Genomic DNA, 24,287 nt, shown 5'->3' with positions numbered 1-24,287 from the left:
GCATAGATGCGCGCCGAGTTCCACGGGGGCAGGCGTCGCCGGCAGGTATGCTGAATATCAGCCTCCAAGACGGACCCTGGTCTGTGCCAATTTGCGCCACTCGGCGTCGAGTTGGGCCGAAAGGTCGCGCGCCGCATCCGGTGAGAGCAGTCGCGCGATGGCCGGGGCCTCGATCGGATCGACCGCGGGGAGCGTGGCACAGCCCAGATTGGCAAGGCTCGCACGGAGCGGCGGGTGGGTCGAGTTCGGGTCCTCCATGGACTCCTCCTCGATCGTCTTGGCCGCAGCAGCGGTGAGCGCATCATGGTCGCGGATGTCGACGAGATGGGTCGACATGCGCTGCAGCGGCGTCGCCGGCAGGCTGATGGCGCCGAGCATGTCGGTCTCCAAGGGAGAGAACACCAGCTCGCGCAGTCGCGCCACGCCACCGGCGATCAGCACGAGCGATCGCGCCATCTCGGATGGTCCCATAAGCGCGGCCGCGCGCCGGTCGGCGGCCAGCTCATTCTGACGTGAGAGTGCGAGATACTCCCTGTTGACCCATCCAAGCACGGCACGCAGCAGCCGTGCTGCAATCCGGCCGGTGATGGTGCGATCGGGGTTCGCATAATGCAGAACGTTCTCGCAGGCGCGCAGAAAGTCGAACAGATTGCCGGCCCCGGTGATGTGACGCAGCTCGGCATGGGCAACCTCGTGGGCGATGGTGGCGCGGATTGCCCGCTCGTCGAGGATCATCAGCAGCGGCAGTCCGACGGTCATCGTGACGTGCTGGCGGAAGATGCCGGCATAGCCGCGCGCTTCGCTGATCGACGCATTGAACTCGGCGTCGAACCGCAGCGTGCGCGTCGGCTTGGCGAAGGCTGGATCGAGCTCCTGCCAGATCCGCCAGAGCGCGGGCGCCATTGCTTCGTCCAGGACGTTGCTCCGCTCGCGCCGGGCCGGCACGAAAAGAATTCCGAGCGCCAGCGCGACGGCGGCCGCGACCACGCAGAACATGATGGGGGCGGTGATGAGCGCAACTCTCGTGTAGTCGTCCAGCGCGATCAGCCAGATGAACAGCAATCCGGCGGCCAGCGCGACGACCGGCAGAACAGCGTAGCGCCCGAGCAGCAGGATGCATGACAGAACGAGACGCTTCATTCACACGCCCGGTACGCCGTCCTCGGGCCGCACCAGCTTGATGTCCTGTGCTGCGGCCCACGACCAGATGTCCTGGCGCTTCAGCGCGGTTGCCATCAACTCCGGAAACTGATGCGGCGTGCAGGCGAACACCGGACAGCCGAGCGCGGCCAGGATCGCGGCGTGCTTGGCGTCGTAGGCCGGGCGGCCGTCGTCGTTGAGCGCGAGCAGCACGATCAGGTTGACGCCCGACGAGACCAGCGCCTTGGCGCGGGCCAGCATCTGCTCGGCGATGCCGCCCTCGATGAGGTCGCTGATCAGCACCATGTGCGTGCGCGCCGGCTCGCGCACCAGGCGCTCGCAATAGGCCAGCGCCTGGTTGATGTCGGTGCCGCCGCCGAGCTGCACCGAGAACAGCACCTCGACCGGATCGGCCAGCTCCTCGGTGAGGTCGATGATGTTGGTGTCGAACACCACGAGCTTCATCGCGGTCGCCGGGATCGAGGCCAGCACCGCGGCGAAGATCGAGGAGTAGACGACGGAGGTGCCCATCGAGCCCGACTGGTCGACGCACAGGATCACCTCCTCAAGATTGGTCCGGCGCGCGGCGCGCGCGTGCCCGATCAATGTCTCCGGTACGATGGTGCGATGCTCGGCCTGCCAGTGGCGCAGGTTCTTGCCGATCGTGCGCGGCCAGTCGATGTCGCCGGCGCGCGGTCGGCGGGTGCGGCGGCGGCGGTCGACCGCACCGCGGATCGTCTCGGTGGTGCGGGCATCGAGCTTTTCCATCAGCTCCTTGACGACCTTGGCGACGACTTGGCGCGCCGTCGACTTGGTCTTCTCCGGCATCACCGAGCGCAGCGCCATGAGGTCGGCGACGAGATGCACGTCGGCTTCGAGGGCTGCGAGAAACTCAGGCTGCAGCAGCATCTCCTTCAGGCCGAGCCGCTCGAACGCGTCCTTCTGGATCACCTGCACGACCGGTGCCGGAAAGAACTCCCTGATGTCGCCGAGCCAGCTCGCGACGCGCGGCGCCGAGCCGCCGAGACCGCCGCGTCGGCCGCCGCCGCGCTTGCCGCCGGAGCCGGCGTCATAGAGTCCGGCCAGTGCCGCATCGAGGCGCCGATCGCGATCGGACAGGCCGGCCTGGTCGTCGCCGCCAAGCACGAGGCGCCAGCGGCGGTTGCGCTCGGCATCAGCGTCGTCGCTCATCGATTGGCCTCCTTGATCGGCCGGTCGGCGCCGAGGATGGTCAGCAGCAAGGGCAGGGCCGCGTCGAAGCCGGCGGCGGTGGCCGGCAGCGGCGCGGGCGGCAGCAGCGGGCTGGCGTCGGAGGTGGAGCCGACGGCCAGCGGCCGCTGCCTGGCCAGTTCGTCCAGCAGGCGCCGCCGCTCGTTGCGGTCGAAGCTCGCGAAGGCACGGCGCATCACCGGCAGCAGGTTGTTGAACGCCTCGTCGTCGATCGCAGCCAGCCAGCCGTCGATGATCCGGCGCAGCATCTGGTCGTGCAGCAGCACCTGGCCGCTCTGGCCGAGAAACCCGTCGAGCCAGTCGCCGGCCTCCAGCGTCGGCACGCTGTGGGACAGCGCGCGCGACAGTGCCAGCGCGGTCTGCTCCGGTGACACGATGCCCTGATCGTACAGCACGCGGTTCGCCAGGCCCTTCAACAGCGGATGCGCCGCCGCATCGGCGGCGACGTGCAGCAGCGCGCGGCTCCAGCCGTCGCGCAGGCCGCGATCCTCGATCAGTCCGATCGCGACGTCGAGCCGCGCCAGCCTGCCGCGGAGATCGGCGGCGACGTCGGCCTGCAGGCTGCGGCAGGCATAGACGAGGCCGGCACAGATCGCCTCGACGAGGCTGGTCACCAGCAGGCGCAGCGCCTCGGTCGGCAGCGCCCGTGCGGTGCCGTAGCGCAGGATTTCGGCGAGCGGCGGCACGGCCTCGGTGAGATCGGCAACATCGCTTGTCGCGGCCGAGCGCTGCTGCAGCAGCGCGATCGTCGTCTCGGCCGCCTCGCTCAGACCCGCTTCGAGACAGCCGCGCACCATGGCCGCGACGGTGTTCAACGAGGTCGCCGCCTGTGCGTGGGTGACGGCGGCATTGCCCGCAGCCTGCGCGACGGTGGTGCCGTGCACCAGCGCCTCGACGAGACGCACTGAGAATTCCGGCTCCCAGCGCAGGCGCCAGTTCTCGCGAAAGGTGCCGCGGCTCTGTCCCGATCCCTGCAACCGTCCCCACGGCACCTGGATCAGGCCCAGCCGGTGCAGGAGCTGCGACTTGGCAAGCCCGGCCTCGCTGCGCAGGTCGAGCGCGATGTCGGTGTCGAGCGCCTCGGGCTTCAGCTTCAGCTTGCGCTGCCAGCGCGCGAGATCGGCGGCGAGCGGCATCTGCGGCACGCTGTCGTCGATCTCGCCGACACGTTGCCCGATGATGAGCTGCTGCTCGATCAGGCGGAACGGCGCCGTCTCGCCCTCGCAGAGCGTTGCAAGGCTCGCCTCGCGCATCTCGGCCAATCCCGGCAAAGCGACGTCGCGCAACGCGGCCAGCGTGATCGCGAGCCGGGACGCCTCGATGACAGATGCCGTCGATGCCGGCCGCCCGTGCCGCCGCAGCAGCTCCGCAACACGGGCCTGCCAGCGGGTCGTGAAGCCGGTGGCGTCGAGCGCGGCGGCCTGGCCGTGCTGCAGTCCCTGCCACAGATGCGCGTACCAGCCCGGCGAAATTACGCCGGCGCCATAGCCGGACGCGGCCGCGAGGCGCGTCTCCGTCCACGGCACCCAGGTGGCGGTGACCTTGACCTGCGGCAGCCCCTTCAGCAGCGCGCGATCATCCTTCAGCGCCACTTTCCGCCGCAGTGCCGGCACGTGCCAGGCGCCGCAGATGACGGCAACGGCCCCGTCCTGCTCGCCGAGCGCCGCCGCGATTTCCAAGCGCATATGCGCTTCGCGGCGCAGCTCGCGCCGGGCTTCATCGGCAGGCTGGTAGCGCAGCGGATCGATCTTCTCGCGCAACGCCGCGATCGCGGCTTCCAGCGCGGCAAAAATCTCCGGACCATGCGCCCCCTGTTCGACGATCGCATTCCACCAGGACTCGCTGTCGTCATAGCCGGCAAGGGTGGCGAGATAGGCCAGCGGATCGCGCCGGATCTGCGCCAGCTCAGGATCGACCGTGTCCGGCTCATCTGGCGCAGGCGCATCGGCGTCCTCCGGCGCGGCCTCGCTTTCATTGCCCTCCGGCTGCTTCGGCTTGGCCCGTTCGGCGAGGCGGTAGGACGCCGGCAGGTCGATGAAGCGGACCGGCCGTCCCCTCGCCAGCGCCCAGCGGATCGCCTGCCATTCGGGCGAGAACAGCGCGAACGGAAAGAAGCTCGCATTGGCGGCATCGTCCTGGGCGTGGACCAGCAGCGCGATCGGCGGCGCCATCGCGGGCGAGGCGGCGAACGCGATCAGCTCATCGGCATCCGGCGGCCCTTCGATCAGCACCACGGCCGGATCGGCCGCGTCCAGCGCTGATAGCACGGCGCGCGCCGATCCCGGCCCGTGATGCCGGATGCCGAGCAGATGCAGGCGATCGTGCTGCGGCGCGGCCATGTCAGATCACGTCGCGGATCGCGCCGTACAGATCGGCCCACGGCTTGCGCTCGCGCACCACCGTTTCGAGATATTCCTGCAGCACGACCTTGTCCTGCACCGGATCCTTGACGATGGCGCCGACGAGGTTCGCCGCCATGCTCTGCGCATCGATCACGCCGGAGCCGAAATGGCCGGCTTCCGCCCAGGCGCCGATGGTCACCGCGATGGCCTCCGCCGTCGACAGCGAGCCCGACGGCGACTTCAGCTTGAGCCGGCCGTCGAGCGTCTGGCCGTCGCGCAGCTCGCGGAACACCGTGACGATGCGCATGATCTCCTGGTCGGCCGGCGCGATCTTCGGCAGCTCGAGGCCGCCGCCGATTTCGCCGACGCGCTTGGTGACGATCCTCACCTCCTCATCGAGGTCGGCCGGCAGCGGCAGCACCACGACGTTGAAGCGCCGCTTCAGCGCCGAGGACAATTCGTTGACGCCCTTGTCGCGCGCATTCGCCGTCGCGATCATGTTGAAGCCGCGCCGGGCGTGAACGGCGTCGTTGATCTCCGCGATCGGCATCAGCTTCTCCGACAGCACCGTGATCAGCGTGTCCTGCACGTCCGACGGCATGCGGGTCAGCTCCTCGAAGCGTACGATCCGCCCCGCTTCCATCGCGCGCATCAAGGGCGTCGCCACCATGGCCTCGCGCGAGGGGCCCTTGGCTAGTAGCAGCGCGTAGTTCCAGCCGTAGCGGATCTGGTTCTCGTCGGTGCCGGCCGTGCATTGCACGATCAGCTCGGACGAGCCGGAGATCGCGGCGGCGAGATGTTCGGAGACCCACGACTTCGCCGTGCCGGGCACGCCGAGGATCAACAGCGCGCGGTCGGTCGCGAGCGTCGCCACCGCGGTCTCGATCAGCCGGCGGTTGCCGATATATTTCGGCGTGATCTCGACGCCCGATTTGGTGCGGCCGCCCATCAGATAGGTCACGACCGCCTGTGGCGACAGCCGCCATTGCGCCGGCCGCGCCCGCGTGTCCTCCTGCGCCAACGCCTCGAGCTCGTGGGCATGCAATGCTTCCGCGGAGCGGCGCAGCTGGCCGTCGCTTGGGCTCGCATCAGCGTTTGTCATGGGCGTGCTCCGGACTGTTTGATGGTGCGTTACGTCGGCAACGCGAGAACGAGGTCGGTGAAATCCTTGGCCGCGCGCGCGGTCGCGGGGGACAGCGGGGTGAGCGTGGCGACGAAGGCGGGCATCGTCGCGCGCGGCATCAGCGCAGCCATGAGCACCAGCCGGCCGTCGTCCTTCTGCGCCGCCGGCGTCGTCGCGTCGGCGAGGTCCTGAATCGCCTTCTGCCAGGCCGGCGATGCGAGCACGCGTTCGGCGACCTGCGGCGCGAGCGGCTGGCGGGCCTTCGCCGCCAAGGACATCAGCGCATATCCGTGCAGTGCGTCACCGCCGCAGAGGCGCGCGCCGATGATGCGCAGCACGGTGTCGTCATCGCCCTCGGCCGCGGCGGCATCCATCAGGAGCGTGAGCACGCGGTGCTCGGACGGCGGCAGTGAAGCGATCAGCGCCTCGGGCGGCGCGCCGACCGCCGTGGCGAGCGCGGTGAGCCGCAGCCCGCCGAACAGCCGCTCGCGCAACGCCTCGGCCTCCTGCCATTTCAGGCCGTCGGCCGGCAGCTTGAAGGTCACTGTCGACGCCGCGCCGAGGCCGATCTTGGCCAGCAACGAGCCCGCGCGCTGGAAGCACCGCGCGGCCTCGGTCAGCCGGGCGCCGTGCTCGGTGCGTTCGGCGATCCGGGTCAGGAGCTGTGCGGCGAGCTGCTTGACGCTGTCGGCGCGATCGGCGCTCAGGCTCTCCAGAAACGGCCGATCATCGGGGCCGAGGCCGACCATCAGTGCATCGAGCAGCGCAGCGCGGACCGGCGCGGGCTCGCTCTTCCAGACCGATTCGATCAGCGCGCGGCCGTCGGCGGGATTGTTGCGGCGCTGCTCCGCCACGAAGGCGCGGCGCTGCGTCTTCGGGAAGGTGGTCCAGTTCTCCATGGTGATGCGTTCGAAGAACAGGCCCTTGGTGGCATCGTCATCGGCGTCGGAGGCGATCAGCGCCAGATAAGCGCGCTCGGCGAGGCCTTGGTCCTCGGCATTGGCTTTGATGTGCGGCACGAAATCCGGCAGATCGAATGGATGCAGCCGGCAGCCGGCGGCCTGGATACGGCGCAGCGCGAGCGGCAAGGCGCTCGACGCCAGCGACTTCTCGACGCTGCGCGCCAATGCCTTGAGCGCGCGCCGCGCCGCCTCGGGCAGGATGGGCCGCGCGTCCTGGTGCAGCCGCAGGGCGGCATCCGCCATGGGATCGGCGACAGGCGCCGTCGCGCCGGCGAAGCGCTGCCATTGCGCGGCCAGCGCAAGGAGTGGCAGCGCGGGCTCGCGTCCGTGTGGCAACAGTTCGGCCAGCGCCGGCGGCGTCGTCAAGGGCTGCCGCGCCAGGCCAAGCAGGAAGGATTGGCGCAGGCGGGCATGGCTCTGGGGATCGATCGCGCTCGCCATCGTCAGCCCTCGTGATGCCAGCGGCCGAGCGCCGTTTCGGCGGCCAGCACCTGCGCAATGCGGCCGTCCCACAGGCACAGCAGCGACAGGTCCTCGAGGCCGAGCAGCGGCGTCAGTTGGTCGAACTGGCCGCGCTCCACCGCGATCGCAGCTCCGGCCTCGTCGGCGATGACGAGCGCACCCTTTCCCGCGGTGTGAAGCGTGACGCCCGCGAGCAGCAGCGGCCAGCGATCGAGCCACGGCAGCGCGGCGAGCCGCGCCGTGTAGTCCTGCAGCGCTGGGGCGAGCCCCGGCGATGGCCGCGGCCAGGTCGCGGTCGCCGCGGTCTTGCGGCTCGCCAGCAGCCCGCGCAACGGCGCGGCCGACGGATAGAACACGACCTCGCCGTCGATGATCTCCCCCGGCGCGAACGGAAATCCGGCGCCGCCGCCGGACACCGGCACGAAATCGATCAGCACCGCGGCGCGCGGCTGGCCGGGGTCATCGCCCGTGTTGACGAGCCACGTCTCCAGCCTGCGCAGCTTGTCCGGCTGCACTTCGGACAGGTTGGCGGCAACGATCCACACGCTGCTCGCGCGCGGGGCCGTGGCGTCCGCCAGCAGCTCCTCGCGGCGCAGCGACCAGCCGACCGCGCGTCGGACATCCTCGCGCAGCGGTGCCGGCAGCCGGTCCTGATGCCGGTAGGCCGAGGCGATCAGGGACATGGTGCCGAGCTGCTCGATGGCGAGATCGGCGCGGCGATCCTCTCCGACGCGAAACAGTTCGGATGAGAGCTGGTCGAGCCGCGCAGCGAGGCCGCCGGCCTTGGCGTCGACCAGTCGCGTCGACAGCGTGCGCGCGGCGGACGCGGCGCGGGCGGCGAAATCGGCAAGCCCCTGGTTGAGCTGATCCGCGATCCAGCGCTCCAGCTCGTCGAGTCCGGCGAGGATCGCCGCCTCGCGCTCGGCCCTGATCCGCTCGCGCTGCGCCTCGGCGCGCGCGGCAGCCTTTGGGTCGGCGGGAGCAATCGTCGCGGCCTCTGCCAGGGCAGCATCGAGCGACGGTGGCGCGCCCGCATCGTCGCCCTCCGGCTTGGGCTTGCCCGGTGCGCGGCCGCTCGCGCCGCGCCGCCGCGCGCTCCAATCCTCGACCCATTGCGGCGGGCTGGTGGTCTCGAACCGCTCGGGCTTGTCGACCCGCTGCCACAGCACCGCCAGCACGTGCTTGCAGGGAAACTTGCGGCTCGGGCAGGTGCATTTGTAGCCGCTGCCGTCGGCCGCGGCGACCACGCGATACGGCGTCGCGCCGGAGCCCTGGCATTCGCCCCACAGCACCTCGGCATCGCTGCTCGCGGCCAGCATTGGCCAGTTGGCAGGCTTCACGAGCTTCAGCGCTGCGGCGAGCGAGGCCTGATCAGGCGCGAGCCCTTCGATTCGTTCGCGTGTCAGAGACACCCACTCTCCCAACCGGCTGATCGCGCGATGCCGCACTCCCTAGCAGATGGCGGCGGAGCCGCACAACAATTCCAGCGCGATGCCTGCTGATTTCGCTTCGCGTCGCACGGGAAAGAAACTGAGCGATCTGCGCAACGCTCGTCGCGTCACGCGCACGCCGGCGGAACTGCGGAGTTTCCTGGGCGGGCATGAGGCGGGCGCGATATCTCCGACGCCGCGGTGAGCTCGCGCACCGGACGCTCTGAAATCGCCGCCGCTCATACGGAACTACATCGCCGTTTCGCCGTCGGAACGGCTCGTCCGTGAAGCACATCAGCGCGCTGTCGGGCCCGTTGTCTTCCATCACATCGAACCCCGCTGCTCGCGCGCGCTGTGTTCAGCACGGAGGCCATCAGCATGGCCGCCCTTGGAATTTTTCCCGGCCATGCACTGGTGAGATGCCCGGATCATCCGCGTCGTACTGTAATCCTGCGGTAAGGCCGTGACGCTAGCTTCAACGCGTCCTTGATCGAGGTCACATCGGTTTGCCATCGACAGCGTGTCATGATGAGCATTGCTCGCCGTCTCTCGATGTGGCGTTCGATCGGAAGGACATTGGAGCGCCGCCGCAGACCCGAAAGCCCGGCCTGATCAGGTCGGCTCCGTCCCACCTGCGGCACCTTCCATCATGATCTGGCGCCGCATGGCTTCGAACGTCGTCGGAGTCCAGTGAGCAGGCCGTTCGGTTTGTGTCCCAGCCCCACACGTCCGAACGGCCTGCCATGATGGAGCTCGCGGCGGTGCTCGCGCTCACATGCTCGTTGTGCATCTGCCATCCGCCGTCTGTAATGATGCGGTAAGCCGCAGACACGAGTCTCCCGCAGCGACGGCCGAGCCGATCGCAAGGAGAACCCAATGAAACGAATTTGCGCGCTCATGATCATGGCCTCGACCATCGCAGGCACGATCGCCACGCCGGCCAACGCTGGCGGGAATCGCGGAGCGGCGGTCGCCGCCGGCGTCGTCGGAGGTCTGGCGATCGGAGCCCTGATCGGTTCGGCGGCAACCGCCCGTTCCGCGCCCACCTATGTCTACAGCTACGACGACTATCCGCCGCCGCGGGTCGTCTATCGTCGTCACCGCGTCTATGAGTACGACGCGGAATACGGCAACTATGGCGACGGCTATTTGTCCGGCTACCGGGACGGCTATTCCGACGGATCCTGGGACAACGACTGAGACCGCCGCCCGAGCGCAAGGTCCCGCCGACGCGGGACCTCGTCCTTGATCCGAATGTTCGGATCCGCTGACGAGGCTGCCGCGTGCGGCGTTGCCTCAACCCTATGGTTCCTTCCGCCGTGTCACCAGGAATGCCACCACCGTTCGTGTGCATCCTGTCCAGCCGAGCAGCCGCGCCTGCACCGCGAACTCGCGCTTGACGTAGGTGCCGGATCGGGCGGCCACCGCTTCCGCGGCGCCGATGCAATCCGCCTGGTCACGGAAGCACAACGAAATCCAGCCTTCGCTGCCAGAGTCCGCACCGGTCTCGTGGATCGAGACGGGCAGACCGTAAGCGGGATGATCAGCGCTGTAGAAGGCGGTTGCGAGCGCGAGACTCTCGGTGCCGCCGACATGCTCGAGCGGCTTCCCCGTCAACTCCCGCCATTGGCGCGTCGCTTCCCGCGCGGTCTGCTGGTAGAAGGTGCGACCTTCCTCATAGCCGTGCCTGTTGCGGTAGAAGGCGTGGAGCGGCGCCGCGACGATCGCAGCCAGGACGGCGATCCCGACCGTCAGCACCGCGATGTTGACGGTGTGGAAGCGCGCGATCGGATAGCTTGCGCCGCAGACGATCACCACGACGAACAGGAACAGCCCCTGCAGCGCCCATAGCGACGGCAGGTCGGTGCCCATGATCAGCGCGTTGATGACGGGCAGGCCGACCGTGCCGATGGCGATATAGGACAACAGCCGGAGGCCGCCGTTCAGCGCGGCCATCTCCGTGGTGAAAGACCTGATCCTGGCGCCGGCGACGATCAGCCAGGTGGCAGCCGGAACGGCCATCGCGGCCGCGAGCCCCAGCACGAAGAACAGGGCATCCCGCGACGATGTCGCCAGGGTGGAGCGCGCGTGCATCAGCGCGTGCTGGATGGGCGCCGCGTCATGTCCGACGAGCCAGTCGAGATGCATCGACAGCGCGGCGAGGCCTGCGGCCGTGGAGATCCATGGCGACGCCGAGGTGAAATAGGCGCGTCGCTGCGGATGCGCCATGGCGGCGAATGCGAAGCTCACCACCAGAAAGATCGAGTAGTACTTGCCGAGCAGCGCGAGCGCGGCCGTCAGGCCGGCGGCGGCCGCCCAGGGCAGCGTTCGCGTTTCGAACGCGCGCAGGAAGCAGTAGGTGGCGAGCGGCCACGTCGCCAATTGCACCGAGTTCGCGTTGAAGCGCTGGGCGTGAAACTGATAGGCTGGCGTCAGCATCAGCAGCAGCAGCACGATCACCCGCTTGTCCCCGACGACGAAGCGGCGCGAAATCAGGTCGACGAACCACAGCGCCAGCGCCGCATTGGTCATCGCCATCAGGTGGAACGACCAGTCGGAAAGAGGGAAGACGGCGGTCCAGGCACCGGCGATCCAGCCCATCAGCGGCGGATGCTTGTCGTAGCCCCAGGCGAACTGCCGTCCGAATGTCCAGGTCTCGATCACGTCGGGATGCAGGCCGGCGCCGGCGTAGGCGATCGAGAGATAGGCCGTCCACACGGCCACGAAGCACACCAGCAGCAGCGGCACGGCCCAGCCGGCCTCGATGCCGTCGAGCCAACGCAGGAACGGACGGCGCCAGGCCGCCGGATGACAGTCCGACCGTTCGGCGACGGTCGAGAACGCAAAGCCATGGAACATGTCGATGTTGATCAATGATGAGGCGACGGATGTGACGCGCGATCGGCAGCCGCGGCCGACAAGAATGGCTGATCGCCCGGTGTGTCCGGTCGATCATGCGGCAGGCTTCATGCGGGCGAATCCTCGGCGCGTATTTGAATGCCAGTCTAGGCCGAGACGATTACGAAAGGCTGACGTCGAAAATCGGATCAACGCGGCATGGCACGTCATACCACTGCAATCGCGCCGGCCGAGAAGTCGTTCCGCTTGCAACTGAGATATCGCGATGGAGGCTCGATCAGCCCTGGCAGAACGGCTCGACTTCGATTAGGCGCTGAAGAAAACAACGGTACCACAATGCCTCCGACGTAATCCTATTGTAATCCGTCTGTAATGATAGGAACAGCCGATTGTCGATGTTGCGGGAGGATGGCGTGCGCGTTCTGGTCGTTGAGGACGATCCCCAGCTCGGGCTCTGGCTGCGGGATGCACTCGCGACGGCGTTCGGCTCGTCGGACATCGTCACGACGCTCGACGAGGCGCGGGCGGCGATCGCGGTGCGCAATTTCGAGCTCGTGGTGATTGACCGCGGACTACCGGACGGCGACGGGCTGGCGTTATTGCCGGACCTGCGGCAGCAGAAGCCGAGCCCCGCGACCGTGGTGCTGACGGCGCTCGACGACCCCGCCGACATCGCGCGTGCGCTCGACGAGGGCGCGGACGACTACGTCGCCAAGCCGTTCGAGCCGATCGAGCTGGTGGCACGGGCGAGGGCGGTGCTGCGCCGGCTGTTTCTCGACCGCGGCGCGATGGTCTCGATCGCCAATCTGGGCTTCGACATCGTCAATCGCGCGGTCTGCGTCGACCAGGCGCCGATCGTGGTGCCCAGGCGCGAACTGGCGATCCTCGAGGCGCTGGTTCGCCGCAGCGGGCGGGTGGTGCTGCGCGAGACCTTGGAGACCGCTGCCTACGGCTTCGAGGACGAGATCCAGTCGAACGCAATCGAGGCCCATGTGTCGCGGCTGCGCCGCCGCCTGCGCGAAGCCAATTGCAGGGCGACGATCAGGCCGGTGCGCGGCCTCGGCTATCTCCTGAGCGGCGAGTGACGCAGGTGAGGTGGCAGAAGCTCAGCCGTATCCGCCGCTCCATCACGCTGCTCTCCGCGACGCTGATTGCGGTCGTCACCACCATCATGCTGATCTGCGCCGCTGCCTTGCTGATCCGCTTCGGCGGCGACGATGACGGCACGTGGGGCGCGGCCGACGTTGCCGATGCGCTGAAGGAGGCCGTGGCTCGCGATGCTGGCGGCCAATTGCTCGTGAAGCAGACGCCCCGGCTCGACACGATCATGCAGGACTTCCCGACGTTCTGGTACGTCGTCTCCGACAAGAGCGGCGAGGTGAGCTACGGGCCGATTCCGAAATGGCGACCGCACAAGGGTCCGTCGTCGCAGAACGGCACCAGCTTCCTGGCCTATGCGATCGACGGCGAGACCCGGCGCCTGAAACGGATGATGGCGGTCCGCAATACGCCGGTCGGCGAGGTCTTGATCGAGACCGGCGGCGTCGCCTACACGTCGACGCAGCTGATGACGGGCACCTTGACCGACGCGACCATCGTCGCGCTTCCGATCATCCTGGTCCTGGTCGCGACCGTGCTGGCGGCGCTGTTGTTCGTGCCGACGCTGATCGCCCGCCCGGTGCGTGCGGTCGCACGCGCGGCCGAGATGATCGACGGCGTGCCCGACGGCCGAAGGCTGCCCGAGCGGGACGCGCCGGCCGAATTGCTGCCGCTGGTCACCGCCTTCAACCGCGCCTTGTCGCGCATCGACCACGCCGCCGAGGCGCAGCGCAACTTCCTGTCCAATGCCGCCCACGAGCTGCGGACCCCGCTGACCAACGCCCGCACCATGCTGGAGGCGGTGCCGGATGCCGGCCTGCGCGCCAAACTGGTCGGCGAGAACCAGAAGCTGTCGTCGATCGTCACCATGCTGCTGCAACTGGCGCGGATTTCGCTGGAGCCGGACGAGCTGGGCGAGATCGACCTGGTCGCGTTGGCGCGGCGCGTCACCGCCGAGCACGTGCCGATGGCGCTGCAGGCCGGGCTCGAGATCGGCTTCGCCGGCTGCGATGCGCCGGTCCGGATCCGCGGCTCGGAGCCGGCGATCGCGGTCGCGCTCTCCAACCTGATCAGGAATGCGGTCGCGCATGCCGGCGCGGGCGGTCCGATCCTCGTCGAGGTCGACGCCGCGGCGCGCCTGCGCGTGATCGATTCGGGGCCCGGCCTGCAATCCGATCAGCCCGAACGCCTGCTGCGGCCGTTCGAGCGCGGCCACACCCGCGGCGAAGGCATGGGGCTCGGGCTTTCGATCGTCTCGCAGGTCATGGCGACGCATCAGGGCGGCGTCGCGCTGCGCGAGACGCCGGGCGGCGGCACCACGGTCGAGCTCAGCTTCGCGCGCGCCGCGCCTTCGCAAGGCGGCGCTGCGGATGCGACATTGCCGGCCGTCCGGCGCACGGCCGATCAGGCGGGATTGCCGCCGCGCTCCTGATGCCGGGACGTCGCTTCCGGCGGTTCGGCGCTCAGCGCGGCTCCCTGCTCCGCTGCCACTTCAGGAAGTCGCTGTAGAGTCGCGCGGCCTCGTCCGGCGACATCCTCGCCTGCGCCTTGCGCTCGTCGAGAAACTTGCGGAATTCGGCCGGGTTGGCATCCTGGCCCGGCGACTGCATCGCGCGGGCGCCATCGAGCCATTCCTGCGCCGCCTTGAAGCGGACCAGGCCCTGCACCGGCGCCGACAGCACGGTGTCGCGCCATTTCGGATGCCGCGGCGGCGATTGCAGCACCTGGATCTTGCCGAACAGCGCGTCGACGAACCGCGCCGTGCGGCGATAGCGCTCGCTGTTCTCCGGCCAGTTGTAGACCATCAGCACGGTCGAGGCGGCGACGGTCTCGACCTTGGTGCCCGGCGGCACCAGGTTCGGATATTCCTCGGACGAGAATGACGACGGCAGATAGATGTCCTGCAGCGCGTGGTCATAGGGGATCGTCAAGAGATGCAGCCGGCCGCCCTCGTTCTTGATGCCCTTGATGATCGGCGCGTCCTTCGACACCGATGCGATCCAGGCGTCGCCCTGGCCGTCGATCAGCTTTTGCAGCCCGCCGGTCGGATCGGTCTGGGAGTCGATGTCGGCGCGAATGCCGAGCCGGCGGAAGATCGTGCGCGCTGCCGGCAGGCCGATCGAGCGCTCGGCGAACACCCGCCGTCCATTGAGATCCTCCAGCGAGCGGATCTCGCGCCGCGCGACGATGTGGACGTCGTTGTGGAAGAGCTGCGCGATGTAGCGCACGCGCTGGGCAATGTCTGGAATGTTGTATTCCGTCTTCACGAATTCCAGCGCGTCGGTGGTGACGAAGCCCATGTCGATGTTCTTCAACATGATGATGTCGATGAGGTTCTGCGCCGAGCCCCTGCCGAGGATCGGCAGCACGCGCAGGCTCTCGCCCTCGTCGAGCACCGCGGCCATGTCGGAGCCCATGACCGACATCGGCCCGCCGATCGGCGCGGTGATCACGGTGACGGTGCCGGAGTTCAGCGCCTCGCGGTCCGGCAGCGTACCGACGGCGCCGCCGGTGGGCGGGCGCTGCGGCAATTGCTGCGCTCGGGCGCTGCCAGACAGCGCCACGAGGGATGACAGACCACATGCAAATACGAATGCGCCAACAGTTACGCGCGCGACACGATTCACCGAACGCTTCCTCGATACATTCTAAATTGACAGTGGACTTAGCAGTTCGATCCCGGCCGAAGTTTGGCCGTGAGGTGGCGATCCGCGAGATGCTGCAAAGTCGCCCGGCCCGCTTCACCGCTGTGCTGAAAATGCGGTGCAGGAGCGTGATCGGGTGTTGCGATCGAGGACCGGCACTGAGCGCGCCGAGTCCTCCATCACAGGCCCTGTTCGGTGGAGAACGACCGTCCTGCGTGCGTGTCGAAACGTCGCACGCCTGGCGCTGAATGGTGGCGTCGCGCGCCGGCGCTCACGCGCTCGCCGCGTCGAGCCGCGCGACCTGGTCCGCGGTCAGCGCGAGCTCCGTCGCCGCCACCAGCGTGTCGACGTGCTCGGGCCTGGTGGCGCTGGCGATCGGCGCCGTCACCGAGGGCTTGGCCAGCAGCCACGCCAGCGCGATCGAGGCCTGCTGCGCTCCGGTCTCCCTTGCGACCGCGTCCAGCGCGGCGAGGATGCGCATGCCGCGCTCGTTCATGTATTTCGGGATGCCGCGCTGTCCGCGCGGGCTCTTGCCGAAATCGGCCTCCGAGCGATACTTGCCGGTGAGGAAGCCGGCGGCCAGCGAGAAGAAGGTGATGACGCCGACGCCGTAGTTCTCGCAGACGCGTTGCAGCGCGCCTTCGTAGGATGCGCGCTCGGCGAGGCTGTATTCCGGCTGCAGGCTCTCATAGCGCGGCAAGCCGCTCTTCGCCGACAGCTCGAGCGCGGCCTGCAGCCGCTCCGCCGAGAAGTTCGAGGCGCCGATGACCCGCACCTTGCCGGCCTTGATCAGCCTGTCATAGGCCGCCAGCGTCTCCTCCTGCGGCGTCGTCTCGTCGTCCTTGTGCGACTGATAGAGATCGATCACGTCGGTCTGCAGCCGGCGCAGGCTGTCCTCCACCGCGCGCGCGATGTAGTCGGCCTTCAGCCCGACCTTGCCGTCGCCCATGTCCATGCCGACCTTGGTGGCGAGGATGACACGATCGCGATTGCCGCGCAGCTTCATCCATTTGCCGATGATGGTCTCGGACTCGCCGCCGCTGTGGCCGGGCACCCAGCGCGAATAGACGTCCGCCGTGTCGAGGAAGTTGATCCCGGACTCCAGCACCTTGTCGAGCAGGCGGAACGAGGCCGCCTCGTCCACCGTCCAGCCGAACACGTTGCAGCCGAAGCAAAGGGGCGGAACGTTGAGGCCGGAACGGCCGAGCGGGCGCATCTTCATGGGAGGCTCTCGATCTGAATGATGTTGGCTGCATCCGTCGCGGACGCCTGCCGCAGATTGCCGTCATTCGTCGCGCGAGACCAGCGCGGCAGGAGCATGGCGGGCCCGCCCGGCCGCATCCAAACCGTGGCACGGCTGCCCCGAAGTGGGTCCGGCAGCGTCAGACTTTTCACTCACTTGCCGATGATGGTCGCAGCCTGCGAACGCCTCGCAGCTGGAGACGCGGGGGGCCATGATCAAGGAGTCCGTCTGATGAACACGCTGACCCATGACCAGCTCGGGCTGAGCTCAGATGGTCTCATGATGCCCGATCCGGCCGCGGCGGCGAAGAACACGACGACCAATATGGCTGCGGCTGCCTCGCCTGTCGTGCTGCCGCCCGGCGCGGTGTCGGATCCGGTGGTACACGCCGACGGCTCCGAGACCGTCTCGGTTCACACCGGCGGGCTCACCTTCAACCTCACCTTCGATGCCGCCGCCGCGGCCGCGCCCGAAAGCTTCCGCGCCGGCGTCGAGCAGGCGGCGGCGATCCTGTCCTCGGCGATCACCGATCAGGCCACGGTCAACCTCGCGATCGATTTCGCCGGCACCGGCGGCGGGGCCGGCGCCAATGTCTCCAATGGCGTGCTCACCAGCTACGCGCAGCTCCGAACCGATCTGCAGGACCACGCGGCGGCCGGCGACACGGTGTTCGACAACCTGCCGACGGGGCGGGCAGTGCAGGGCCATTCCCAGGTGTTCGTCGCCAACGCCCAGGCCAAGGTGCTCGGGCTCATCGATCCAAACAGCACGACGACGGAGGACGGCTTCGCCGTCTTCAACACCGACATCCCGACGCAGTCGCTGGTCGGCGTCGCGCTGCACGAACTGTCGCATGCGCTGGGACGGGTGCCGTCGCCGGGCAATCTCGACATCTTCGACCTGTTCGACTTCACCAAGCCGGGGCAGCATCTGATCAACAACAGCATCAGCTCGGCGCCTCCCGCGTATTTCTCGCTCGACGGCGGGCTCACCAAGATCGCCGATTACGGCCAGATGTCGGACCCGGCCGACTTCCTCAACACCGGCATCCAGGGCGCCCGCGATCCCTTGAACGAATTCTATAATCCGACCACGTCGCAGACGCTGTCGCCGATCGATCGCGTGGTGCTGGAGACGCTCGGCTACAATATCTCGACCCCCGACACGCAGGCGCTGCTCGCCCAGATCCCGCACGCCGCCGGGGTCGCCGCACCGGTGCAGACGCCGCAGCAGGCCGTCGCGATCGCCTCCGCGGTGGCCGCCGAGACGGCCGCCAGCCTCACCAAGCTGGGTGATGCCGCCGGCGCCGCGCAGGTGCTGGCGAATGCCCAGGCCGACGCTGCTGCGCTGAATGGCGCCGATGCCGGCGCGAACCATGACCAAGCAACGGCCTATGCGTCCTATTCCGCCGAGCCGCACCACGATCCGATGATGCTCGCGATGCATCTGCACGCGATCAGCGCGAACTGAGGCGGTCGCTACCAGCAGAGGATCGATTGGGCGCGAGAAGGCCATCGCGTAGTCGATCTAAGTCATGCCCGCCATTTCATCGTCGTCATGGCCGGGCTTGCCCCGGCCATCCACGTCGCACTCGCCTGAACTGAAAGGCGTGATGTAGCCAAGCGATCGGGCGGATCGGAGGTGCGGTCCGCTCACGATCGATCGCATGTGTCCGACGCGACAGGTCAGGATCGCTCGCGGTCGCGTTGTCGGTCGAGTTGACGCAAATAGCTCAAGCCGCAGACGGTCAGCCGGCCGGGATCATGCACGCCCTGATCGGCCATCCCGCGCATGTGCCGCGCCAGCGCGCCGCGTCCCCTGGTCCAGATCGTGTCTGGCCATGCGGCGATAGATCTGCATCGCTCGCGAGAGCGGCTTGGCAAGTTCGATCCGAGGCATCGAAGTCAACGGAAGCTGGCGGCGATCGTTCCGAATGCCGGCCCATCATCGGAGCCAACTGGTGCGCCGCTGATTTTCGCTCACGCGCAAACGATGCGGATGGTCCCCGCGTTCGGCTCCTACCGATAGACGACGACCGCTGCTGGCGGGTTGACCTCGACCTCAGTCTCCGACCGCCATGTCAAGACATCTCCGGGGCAAAAGCACCAAGTCTGGACGCGTCGCATATTGCACGGTTCACGGGAACTCGCGTATCTTTCAGGTAGCGCGAATACGACGGTGATTACTCGGGGGCGAGGCGATCGTTGGGCGCTGGGGGATCGTTCATGGAAATGAAGTTCGCTTTGCGTGCGGCGCTGATGGGGGCTGCCATGGCGCTGCTCGGTGGATGTGCGATGTCGCCGGAGGGCCTGAATTCGCGCGACGTCGCCGACAGCAAAAGCTTTTCCGAAAGTTACGAGGAGATCTTCCGCCGCTTGAGCGAGACCGGCAAGCGCTGTTATCCGCCCGTCCGGGTCTTTGGCAATCCGGGCAACCCGGGCGGGGGACAGATCGAATCTGAAGGCGAGCTACACCGCGACCGCGGCTTTGCGGAGTTTCGCCTGGTCGCAGGCAGCTATGGGGTCCGGATGAACTACTTCGTCGCGGCGCGCATCGAAAAGTCCGGCTCCGGATCGCGCGTGACCATCAAGGTCAGCAACCCGATGGGAGCGGGCCCCCTGAGCGACCGCATCTACCGCTGGGCCGGTGGGGACTCGAGCTGCTAGCTCCGAGCTTCAAGAGCTGCCGTAATGACCAAGAAGCTCGAGCCGATGCATCCCGGAGAGGTTCTGCGCGAGGAGTTCCTGGTTACGCTCGAGATGTGAGCGGGCGCTCTCGCCAAGATTCCGGGCGGCTTGAGGACCGGAGGCTTGGCGTGTCCGCGGGCAGGGGGATCTCAAGCTTCGTGCACTGTCACCGTGACCGCGGGGCGGCGAGCTGGCCGATCGCCCGCCGCGTCCCGGCACGGCAGATCAGGATTGGTCGGAGCCGCGTTGTCGGTCGAGCTTGCGCAGATAGCTGAGGCCGCAGACGGTCAGCCGGCCGGGATCATGCACGCCTTGTTCGGCCAGTCCGCGGATATGCCGCGCCAGGGCGCGCCGCGCTCCCTGGTCCAGATCGTGTCTGGCCACGTGACGATAGATCTGCATCGCTCGAACGAGCGGCTTTGCGAGTTCGATCTCAGGCATCCGGGCCAACGAGCGGCGACGGCGATGGTTCCGACGCATCAGGGCGCAGACGCCGGCTTGGCCGGGCGCAGCGTGACGACGACGGGAATGGCGATCGCGTAGATGGCGACGACCGACAGCCAGATCGCCCCGGGCCATTCGTCCCTGACGGCGAAGTACAGGCTCGAGAAGCCGAGCGGCGCAACGATCGAGGCGAGGCTGACCGTGGCGGCGAGCACGCCCTGGAACTGGCCCTGCAAATGTGCGTCGACCTGACGGGTGGCGATCGACTGCAGGGCCGGCATGCCCATGCCGCCGAGCGCGAACAGCGGCGTCGCGCCAAACACCATCCAGCTCTGGTTGGCGAACGCCATGGCGGTGAGGGCCGTGCAGACACAGGTCACTCCGGTCAGGATGGCGCCGCGCTCGGTCAGCAATCTCACGGCCGGACCGGGAAGGAATATTTGGGCCAGCATCTGGCACACCCCGAAGGTGCCGAGCGACAGGCCGATCCAAAGACCGCTCCAGTGGAAGGTATCGCCGCCCCACAGCGCCCAGCAGACGCCATAGGCCTCGCCGGTCGCGCTGAACAGGAAGAAGAGGAGAACGACCGGCAGCAGGCTCTTGACGGCGAACACCCAGCGCAGTGGCCGCAGCGGGTTCAGAACTGCGATCTCGATCTTGCCAGGGCCCCGCGGTCGCGATTCCGGCAGCATCAGCAACGCCAGAAGGACGTTGCATCCGTTCAAGGCCGCCGCCACGACGAACGGCAGCCGCAGCCAATGGTCGCCGAGCGCGCCGCCGAGCACGGGCCCGATGATGAATCCCATGCCGAACATCGCATTGAGGAGGCCGAAGCGGCGGGCCCGCTCGTCCTCGCGCGAGACGTCGGTGATGTAGGCGGTGGCCACCGAGACGTTGGCGCTGGTGATGCCGGCGATGGCGCGACCGAGCAGGAGCATCCAGAGATCGGGCGCAGCCGCCAGGAACAGGTAGTTGACGATGGCGCCGGCCAGCGAGACCAGCAGCAGCGTGCGCCGGCCGAGCCGATCGCTCAGCGAGCCCAGCACCGGGGCGCAGATGAACTGCATCGCGGCGTAGAGCGCCGTCATGACGCCGAGAAGGAACGCCACGTCGCCGGTGTGGGTCACGTCGTGCAGCAGCGCCGGCAGGATCGGAAAGATCAGCCCGATGCCGGCGGCATCGAGCACGATGGTGAGATAGATGACGGCAACAGCCCTGGTCATGGCGCGCTCCGGTCGACGCGAGCCGATGGCGCAAACACGCGCGACCGCTCGCTGGAGCCTGACGATCCGTCAGGCGATTGATGTGTGGGAGACGCTGGGCCGGTCCATGCCAGAAAGGCAGATGGACGGCTTGTACTCGGCCGCAGGCAACGGCCGCTTTTCGCGACAGGCGCCATCTATACGTGACGATCGGGCAGCGCAAGCCGCTTTTTCCGAACGACGATCGGCGCATTCAATGCATATTCATCGATCCATCGCCGGAGCTCTGCCTCAATCTGCAGACCGAGTACGACGTCCGCGAGGCGCGATCTCGGCAAGATTCTCGATCGCATCGAGACGGTGAACAAGCCGCGGGCGGTTTGAGCGGACAGGTCGGGCGATGGCAGGCGGATGTGGATGGGCTGCGCGGGACGTCTCGTGATCCGCCCCGGCAATGCGCCGTATCTTCACTGCACTCCTGGCCGGTCATCGAGAGTCCCCGTCCTGCCACCATGCGGCGGCGCGTCGTCACGCGTCCTCGGCGGACGGACGTCGCGTTGGATCAGCGGGGTGAGCAGGTGCTCGGCGAGGTAGAGGGACGCAAGCGGTCGCAGGTGCGCATTGTCGAAGCTCACGAGACCCTCGCGCCGGTTGCGATCGAGATAGATGAGGCAGCCTTCTCGATTGCAGAAGAAGTCATGAAGGCTCTGGTACTCGAACGGTTCGTTGGCCTGGAGCTCGTCTCGAAATGCCTTGTCGATGCCAAGCGCATGCTGGTCGAGGTGCGTCGAGATTCGTGCCGGTGTGAACTTCCAATAGTGCTGCATGACCACCTTGAAGAGGAACGGTTCCCAATGAGGCACCAGTCCGAGCACGATCACCCGTTTCACGCCGATCCGTTTGATGTCCCGAGACACCTCGCGCAGGTACTCGGTATCGAAGGAATTGTTGAATGAGATGACCACGACATCAGGAACGACCTCTTTGATTGTCGACAGCGCAAAGGAGTTGGACATCTCGCAGTAGTCGGTCGTCAGTCTGGTCAGATCGATTGGGTGTGGACGGCACCCCGACGCATAAACGAGCAGCAGGGACGTATCGGACGGAAGCGTCTTCCGTAAGCCGTGGAAGAGATGCGCCGAATGAGAGTCGCCCCAGAGCAGCACCGTTCTGCGAGAGTGGCTAGTGTAGCAGTCCGGGCTGATGCCGTCCCGAGGGACGCGCGTGGGAAGCGCACTCTCGAAGTTGTAGAAGTTGCATTGGTTCTGGTTGATTTCCACCAGCTCTTCCCGAGCCGGCGACACGCCCGTGCGGAATGAGTCGAAATAGGCTGCGTAGCTGTTCAGATCGCCCGGCTTGAAGGTCCAGCCGTAGGTCATGGTCAGGGCGCCGATTCCTGCGAGCGTCGCCGAGGCACCGCAGAGCAGTGGGACCGACCGCAAGGGCGATTGCCCAAACCGGATCGGACGTTCCAGAAATCGATAGGTGATCCAGGCCAAACCGGCGCTTAGCGCGATGACGCTGGATCGAAGCGGTGCGGAGCCTGCCTCGCCCATCCAGGCGCGAGTCAGGACGAGCAGAGGCCAATGCCAGAGATAGAGCGGGTAGCTGATCAGCCCGATTCCGACCAGGAAAGGATGCGAAAGAACGTGTCGGGCGACCCAGCTATACGGTCCGGCGCCGACGAGCATGCAGGTCGCTGCGACAGGCAGCAGGGCTGCCCACCCGGGAAATGGAGTACTTCTCGAAATCAGGATCAGGCTCGCCGCCAATAGGACTATTCCCGACGCCGCGAGCCGATCGGAAATGGGTGATCGAAGCCCCGTGTCAGGGACAGCGCCGAAGAGCGGCCGGGTGTATGGGGACGACGCTATCGCCAGCAGGCCGCCTGCAAACAGCTCCCATGCTCGCGTAAGCGGGGAGTAGAAGGCCTCGGTCGGGCTGGTGCTCATGGCTTTGATGTTCAGCAGAAATGATCCGACGAGCAGCAGCCCCACGAGGTACGGCAGGGTGCGCTTCCTTGTCCGCCAGCACAGCCACAGCAGCACCGGCCAGAGGATGTAATATTGCTCTTCGATGCCCAGCGACCATAGGTGAAGCAGCGGCTTCGTTTCCGCGGCCAGGTCGAAATAGTTGGCCTCCTTCCAGAACAGCAGGTTCGCGGCAAATCCGGCGCTCGCCGCGACCTGCTTGCCGAGCTCCTTGTATTCGTCAGTGTATAGAAAAATGCATCCGAGCAGGAGGGCGGTAAGAAGAACCACGATGAGGGCTGGGAAGATGCGCTTGACGCGACGCGCGTAGAAGGTCCGAAGACGAAATGATCCGTTCGCCAGGTCTGCAACGATGATCGAGGTGATCAAGAACCCGGATATGACGAAGAAGATGTCGACTCCTATGAAGCCGCCGCGAAGCACATGCGGAAAGGCGTGGAACACGACGACGGACATGACTGCGACAGCTCTCAGTCCGTCGATATCCGGCCTGTAGGCCGTGCCGACCACGGGAACCGGTTTCGAGCCGGCCACTGGCGCGTGCATGTGCGCTCTCTCCCCAAAAGAACGTTCGGCTTCCAATCGTCTTGGCTGCAATCAAACTCGCGAAAATGTCTGTTGTACAATTATGGCGGACAGTGCGGGGCAAACGCAATCATGAATGAGCGTCGTGAGGAGGTGGTCGCCATCGGTGGCGAACGTCGGCCCGTCCGTGCTCATCAGTTCTCTGTCGGCCCGACGGGCAATTCCCGCATCCCCGTTATGCGCAGATTGCCCGTCGAGCCAGTTTGTCGCACGCTGTTCGGCTTGCATCGATCGTCACGGAGCGTAGCAGCGGGGAGCGGTGGACGTGTCGGGCTCGGGGCTTTCGCGCAAGCGGGCCGACGAATGAGCCTAGTGCGTACGGTCAAGTCGCGTGGTCGTGGCCTCCCGATGCTGAGGTCAAGCCGGTCGATGATGCGTCAGACGCGTCTCGGCGGTGATGGGGGCAAGACAGCCCGGTCCCCAGGGAGATCGCGAAGCAGCCGTTAAAACCAGCGCGCGGGGAAGGCCGGGTCGTCCGGCTGAACCGTGGTACCTGCCGCCTGCATTTTTTTCTGCAGGCGGGCCACGGGCCTCAGTCGAGGTCCGGTCTTCCCCGCGCCCTCTCGTTTGTCGAGGGCGATGTCGGCAGCATGACCCGGGCGCGGATGCGTCGCGGGGCTGCGGCGGGCTGTTTGGGAAGATCGTGGAGTGGATGTGGTGCGTGGGCGTGGATACGTCGCGCTTGCGATGCTCATCACGCCTGTGAGGTGAAACGGCCATGCGACACACTGAGTGTCGTCCCGGCCTTGAGCCGGCAACTGTTATGTTGATGGAGTGATCGCATAAGGTTTTCGGTCGCGCATCATGGCATTCAGGATGGTTAGAAGCTTCCTGGCGACGGCGA

Annotated in this window: 17 protein-coding genes; 5 read left to right on the top strand and 12 right to left on the bottom strand. The window is 67.2% G+C overall.

The annotated features are described in order from the left end of the window. Nucleotides 1-57: 57 nt before the first annotated feature. The 6 genes from ACQR1E_RS05520 to ACQR1E_RS05495 are packed head-to-tail and all read right to left on the bottom strand — an operon-like array spanning nt 58 to nt 8,671. On the bottom strand, nt 58-1,140 hold the full coding sequence (locus ACQR1E_RS05520) for a M48 family metalloprotease (RefSeq protein ID WP_434841775.1): 1,083 nt from the start codon (nt 1,138-1,140) through the stop codon (nt 58-60). Next, nucleotides 1,141-2,331: a vWA domain-containing protein gene (locus tag ACQR1E_RS05515; RefSeq protein ID WP_434896781.1), complete on the bottom strand. Its 1,191-nt coding sequence runs from the start codon at nt 2,329-2,331 to the stop codon at nt 1,141-1,143. Then, complete coding sequence (locus tag ACQR1E_RS05510) at nt 2,328-4,709, bottom strand: DUF5682 family protein (protein ID WP_434896780.1); 2,382 nt, start codon at nt 4,707-4,709, stop codon at nt 2,328-2,330. Before ACQR1E_RS05510 ends, ACQR1E_RS05515 begins: the two co-directional genes overlap by 4 nt. Nucleotide 4,710: 1 nt before the next feature. Then, nucleotides 4,711-5,814 (bottom strand): ATP-binding protein, encoded by a 1,104-nt coding sequence (locus tag ACQR1E_RS05505; protein WP_315825874.1) that lies wholly within the window; start codon nt 5,812-5,814, stop codon nt 4,711-4,713. 29 nt (nt 5,815-5,843) lie between these two features. Next, nucleotides 5,844-7,238, bottom strand: a complete 1,395-nt coding sequence (locus ACQR1E_RS05500) for a DUF5691 domain-containing protein (RefSeq protein ID WP_316200359.1) — start codon at nt 7,236-7,238, stop codon at nt 5,844-5,846. Between the two features lie 2 nt (nt 7,239-7,240). After that, on the bottom strand, nt 7,241-8,671 hold the full coding sequence (locus ACQR1E_RS05495) for an SWIM zinc finger family protein (protein ID WP_434842622.1): 1,431 nt from the start codon (nt 8,669-8,671) through the stop codon (nt 7,241-7,243). Nucleotides 8,672-9,565: 894 nt separating this feature from the next. Between ACQR1E_RS05495 and ACQR1E_RS05490 the strand changes: the two genes are divergently transcribed. Continuing rightward, nucleotides 9,566-9,889, top strand: a complete 324-nt coding sequence (locus ACQR1E_RS05490; protein WP_315715405.1) for a hypothetical protein — start codon at nt 9,566-9,568, stop codon at nt 9,887-9,889. A 102-nt stretch (nt 9,890-9,991) separates the two neighbouring features. Here ACQR1E_RS05490 and ACQR1E_RS05485 read toward each other — a convergent pair whose 3' ends face one another. Continuing rightward, the gene (locus tag ACQR1E_RS05485) at nt 9,992-11,548 is read right to left on the bottom strand and encodes a glycosyltransferase family 39 protein (RefSeq protein WP_315715406.1); all 1,557 of its coding nucleotides are present in this window, start codon (nt 11,546-11,548) and stop codon (nt 9,992-9,994) included. Between the two features lie 413 nt (nt 11,549-11,961). On the opposite strand from ACQR1E_RS05485, the gene ACQR1E_RS05480 reads away from it, so the two are divergent. Further along, nucleotides 11,962-12,633: a response regulator transcription factor gene (locus ACQR1E_RS05480; protein ID WP_315715407.1), complete on the top strand. Its 672-nt coding sequence runs from the start codon at nt 11,962-11,964 to the stop codon at nt 12,631-12,633. Further along, the gene (locus ACQR1E_RS05475) at nt 12,630-14,078 is read left to right on the top strand and encodes a sensor histidine kinase (protein WP_315715408.1); all 1,449 of its coding nucleotides are present in this window, start codon (nt 12,630-12,632) and stop codon (nt 14,076-14,078) included. Before ACQR1E_RS05480 ends, ACQR1E_RS05475 begins: the two co-directional genes overlap by 4 nt. A gap of 31 nt (nt 14,079-14,109) precedes the next feature. Here ACQR1E_RS05475 and ACQR1E_RS05470 read toward each other — a convergent pair whose 3' ends face one another. Together ACQR1E_RS05470 and ACQR1E_RS05465 are read right to left on the bottom strand one after the other, a co-directional pair. Then, the gene (locus tag ACQR1E_RS05470; RefSeq protein WP_315715409.1) at nt 14,110-15,273 is read right to left on the bottom strand and encodes a TAXI family TRAP transporter solute-binding subunit; all 1,164 of its coding nucleotides are present in this window, start codon (nt 15,271-15,273) and stop codon (nt 14,110-14,112) included. Nucleotides 15,274-15,562: 289 nt separating this feature from the next. Next, on the bottom strand, nt 15,563-16,513 hold the full coding sequence (locus ACQR1E_RS05465; RefSeq protein ID WP_315715410.1) for an aldo/keto reductase: 951 nt from the start codon (nt 16,511-16,513) through the stop codon (nt 15,563-15,565). Nucleotides 16,514-16,765: 252 nt separating this feature from the next. On the opposite strand from ACQR1E_RS05465, the gene ACQR1E_RS05460 reads away from it, so the two are divergent. Then, nucleotides 16,766-18,004: an NF038122 family metalloprotease gene (locus tag ACQR1E_RS05460; RefSeq protein ID WP_434896779.1), complete on the top strand. Its 1,239-nt coding sequence runs from the start codon at nt 16,766-16,768 to the stop codon at nt 18,002-18,004. A gap of 755 nt (nt 18,005-18,759) precedes the next feature. Next, on the top strand, nt 18,760-19,200 hold the full coding sequence (locus ACQR1E_RS05455; RefSeq protein WP_316172733.1) for a hypothetical protein: 441 nt from the start codon (nt 18,760-18,762) through the stop codon (nt 19,198-19,200). 246 nt (nt 19,201-19,446) lie between these two features. On the opposite strand, the gene ACQR1E_RS05450 is transcribed toward ACQR1E_RS05455, so the two are convergent. The 3 genes from ACQR1E_RS05450 to ACQR1E_RS05440 all read right to left on the bottom strand — a co-directional run bounded on the left by ACQR1E_RS05450 (nt 19,447) and on the right by ACQR1E_RS05440 (nt 23,404). After that, on the bottom strand, nt 19,447-19,623 hold the full coding sequence (locus ACQR1E_RS05450; protein ID WP_434896778.1) for a hypothetical protein: 177 nt from the start codon (nt 19,621-19,623) through the stop codon (nt 19,447-19,449). A 77-nt stretch (nt 19,624-19,700) separates the two neighbouring features. Then, nucleotides 19,701-20,888, bottom strand: a complete 1,188-nt coding sequence (locus ACQR1E_RS05445; protein ID WP_434896777.1) for a TCR/Tet family MFS transporter — start codon at nt 20,886-20,888, stop codon at nt 19,701-19,703. Nucleotides 20,889-21,334: 446 nt separating this feature from the next. Further along, nucleotides 21,335-23,404, bottom strand: a complete 2,070-nt coding sequence (locus tag ACQR1E_RS05440) for an acyltransferase family protein (RefSeq protein ID WP_434896776.1) — start codon at nt 23,402-23,404, stop codon at nt 21,335-21,337. Nucleotides 23,405-24,287: the final 883 nt, after the last annotated feature.

Source organism: Bradyrhizobium sp. HKCCYLRH1030, from assembly GCF_051168395.1.
Taxonomy (GTDB): Bacteria; Pseudomonadota; Alphaproteobacteria; order Rhizobiales; family Xanthobacteraceae; genus Bradyrhizobium.
This window is presented reverse-complemented; position numbering and strand designations above follow the sequence as displayed.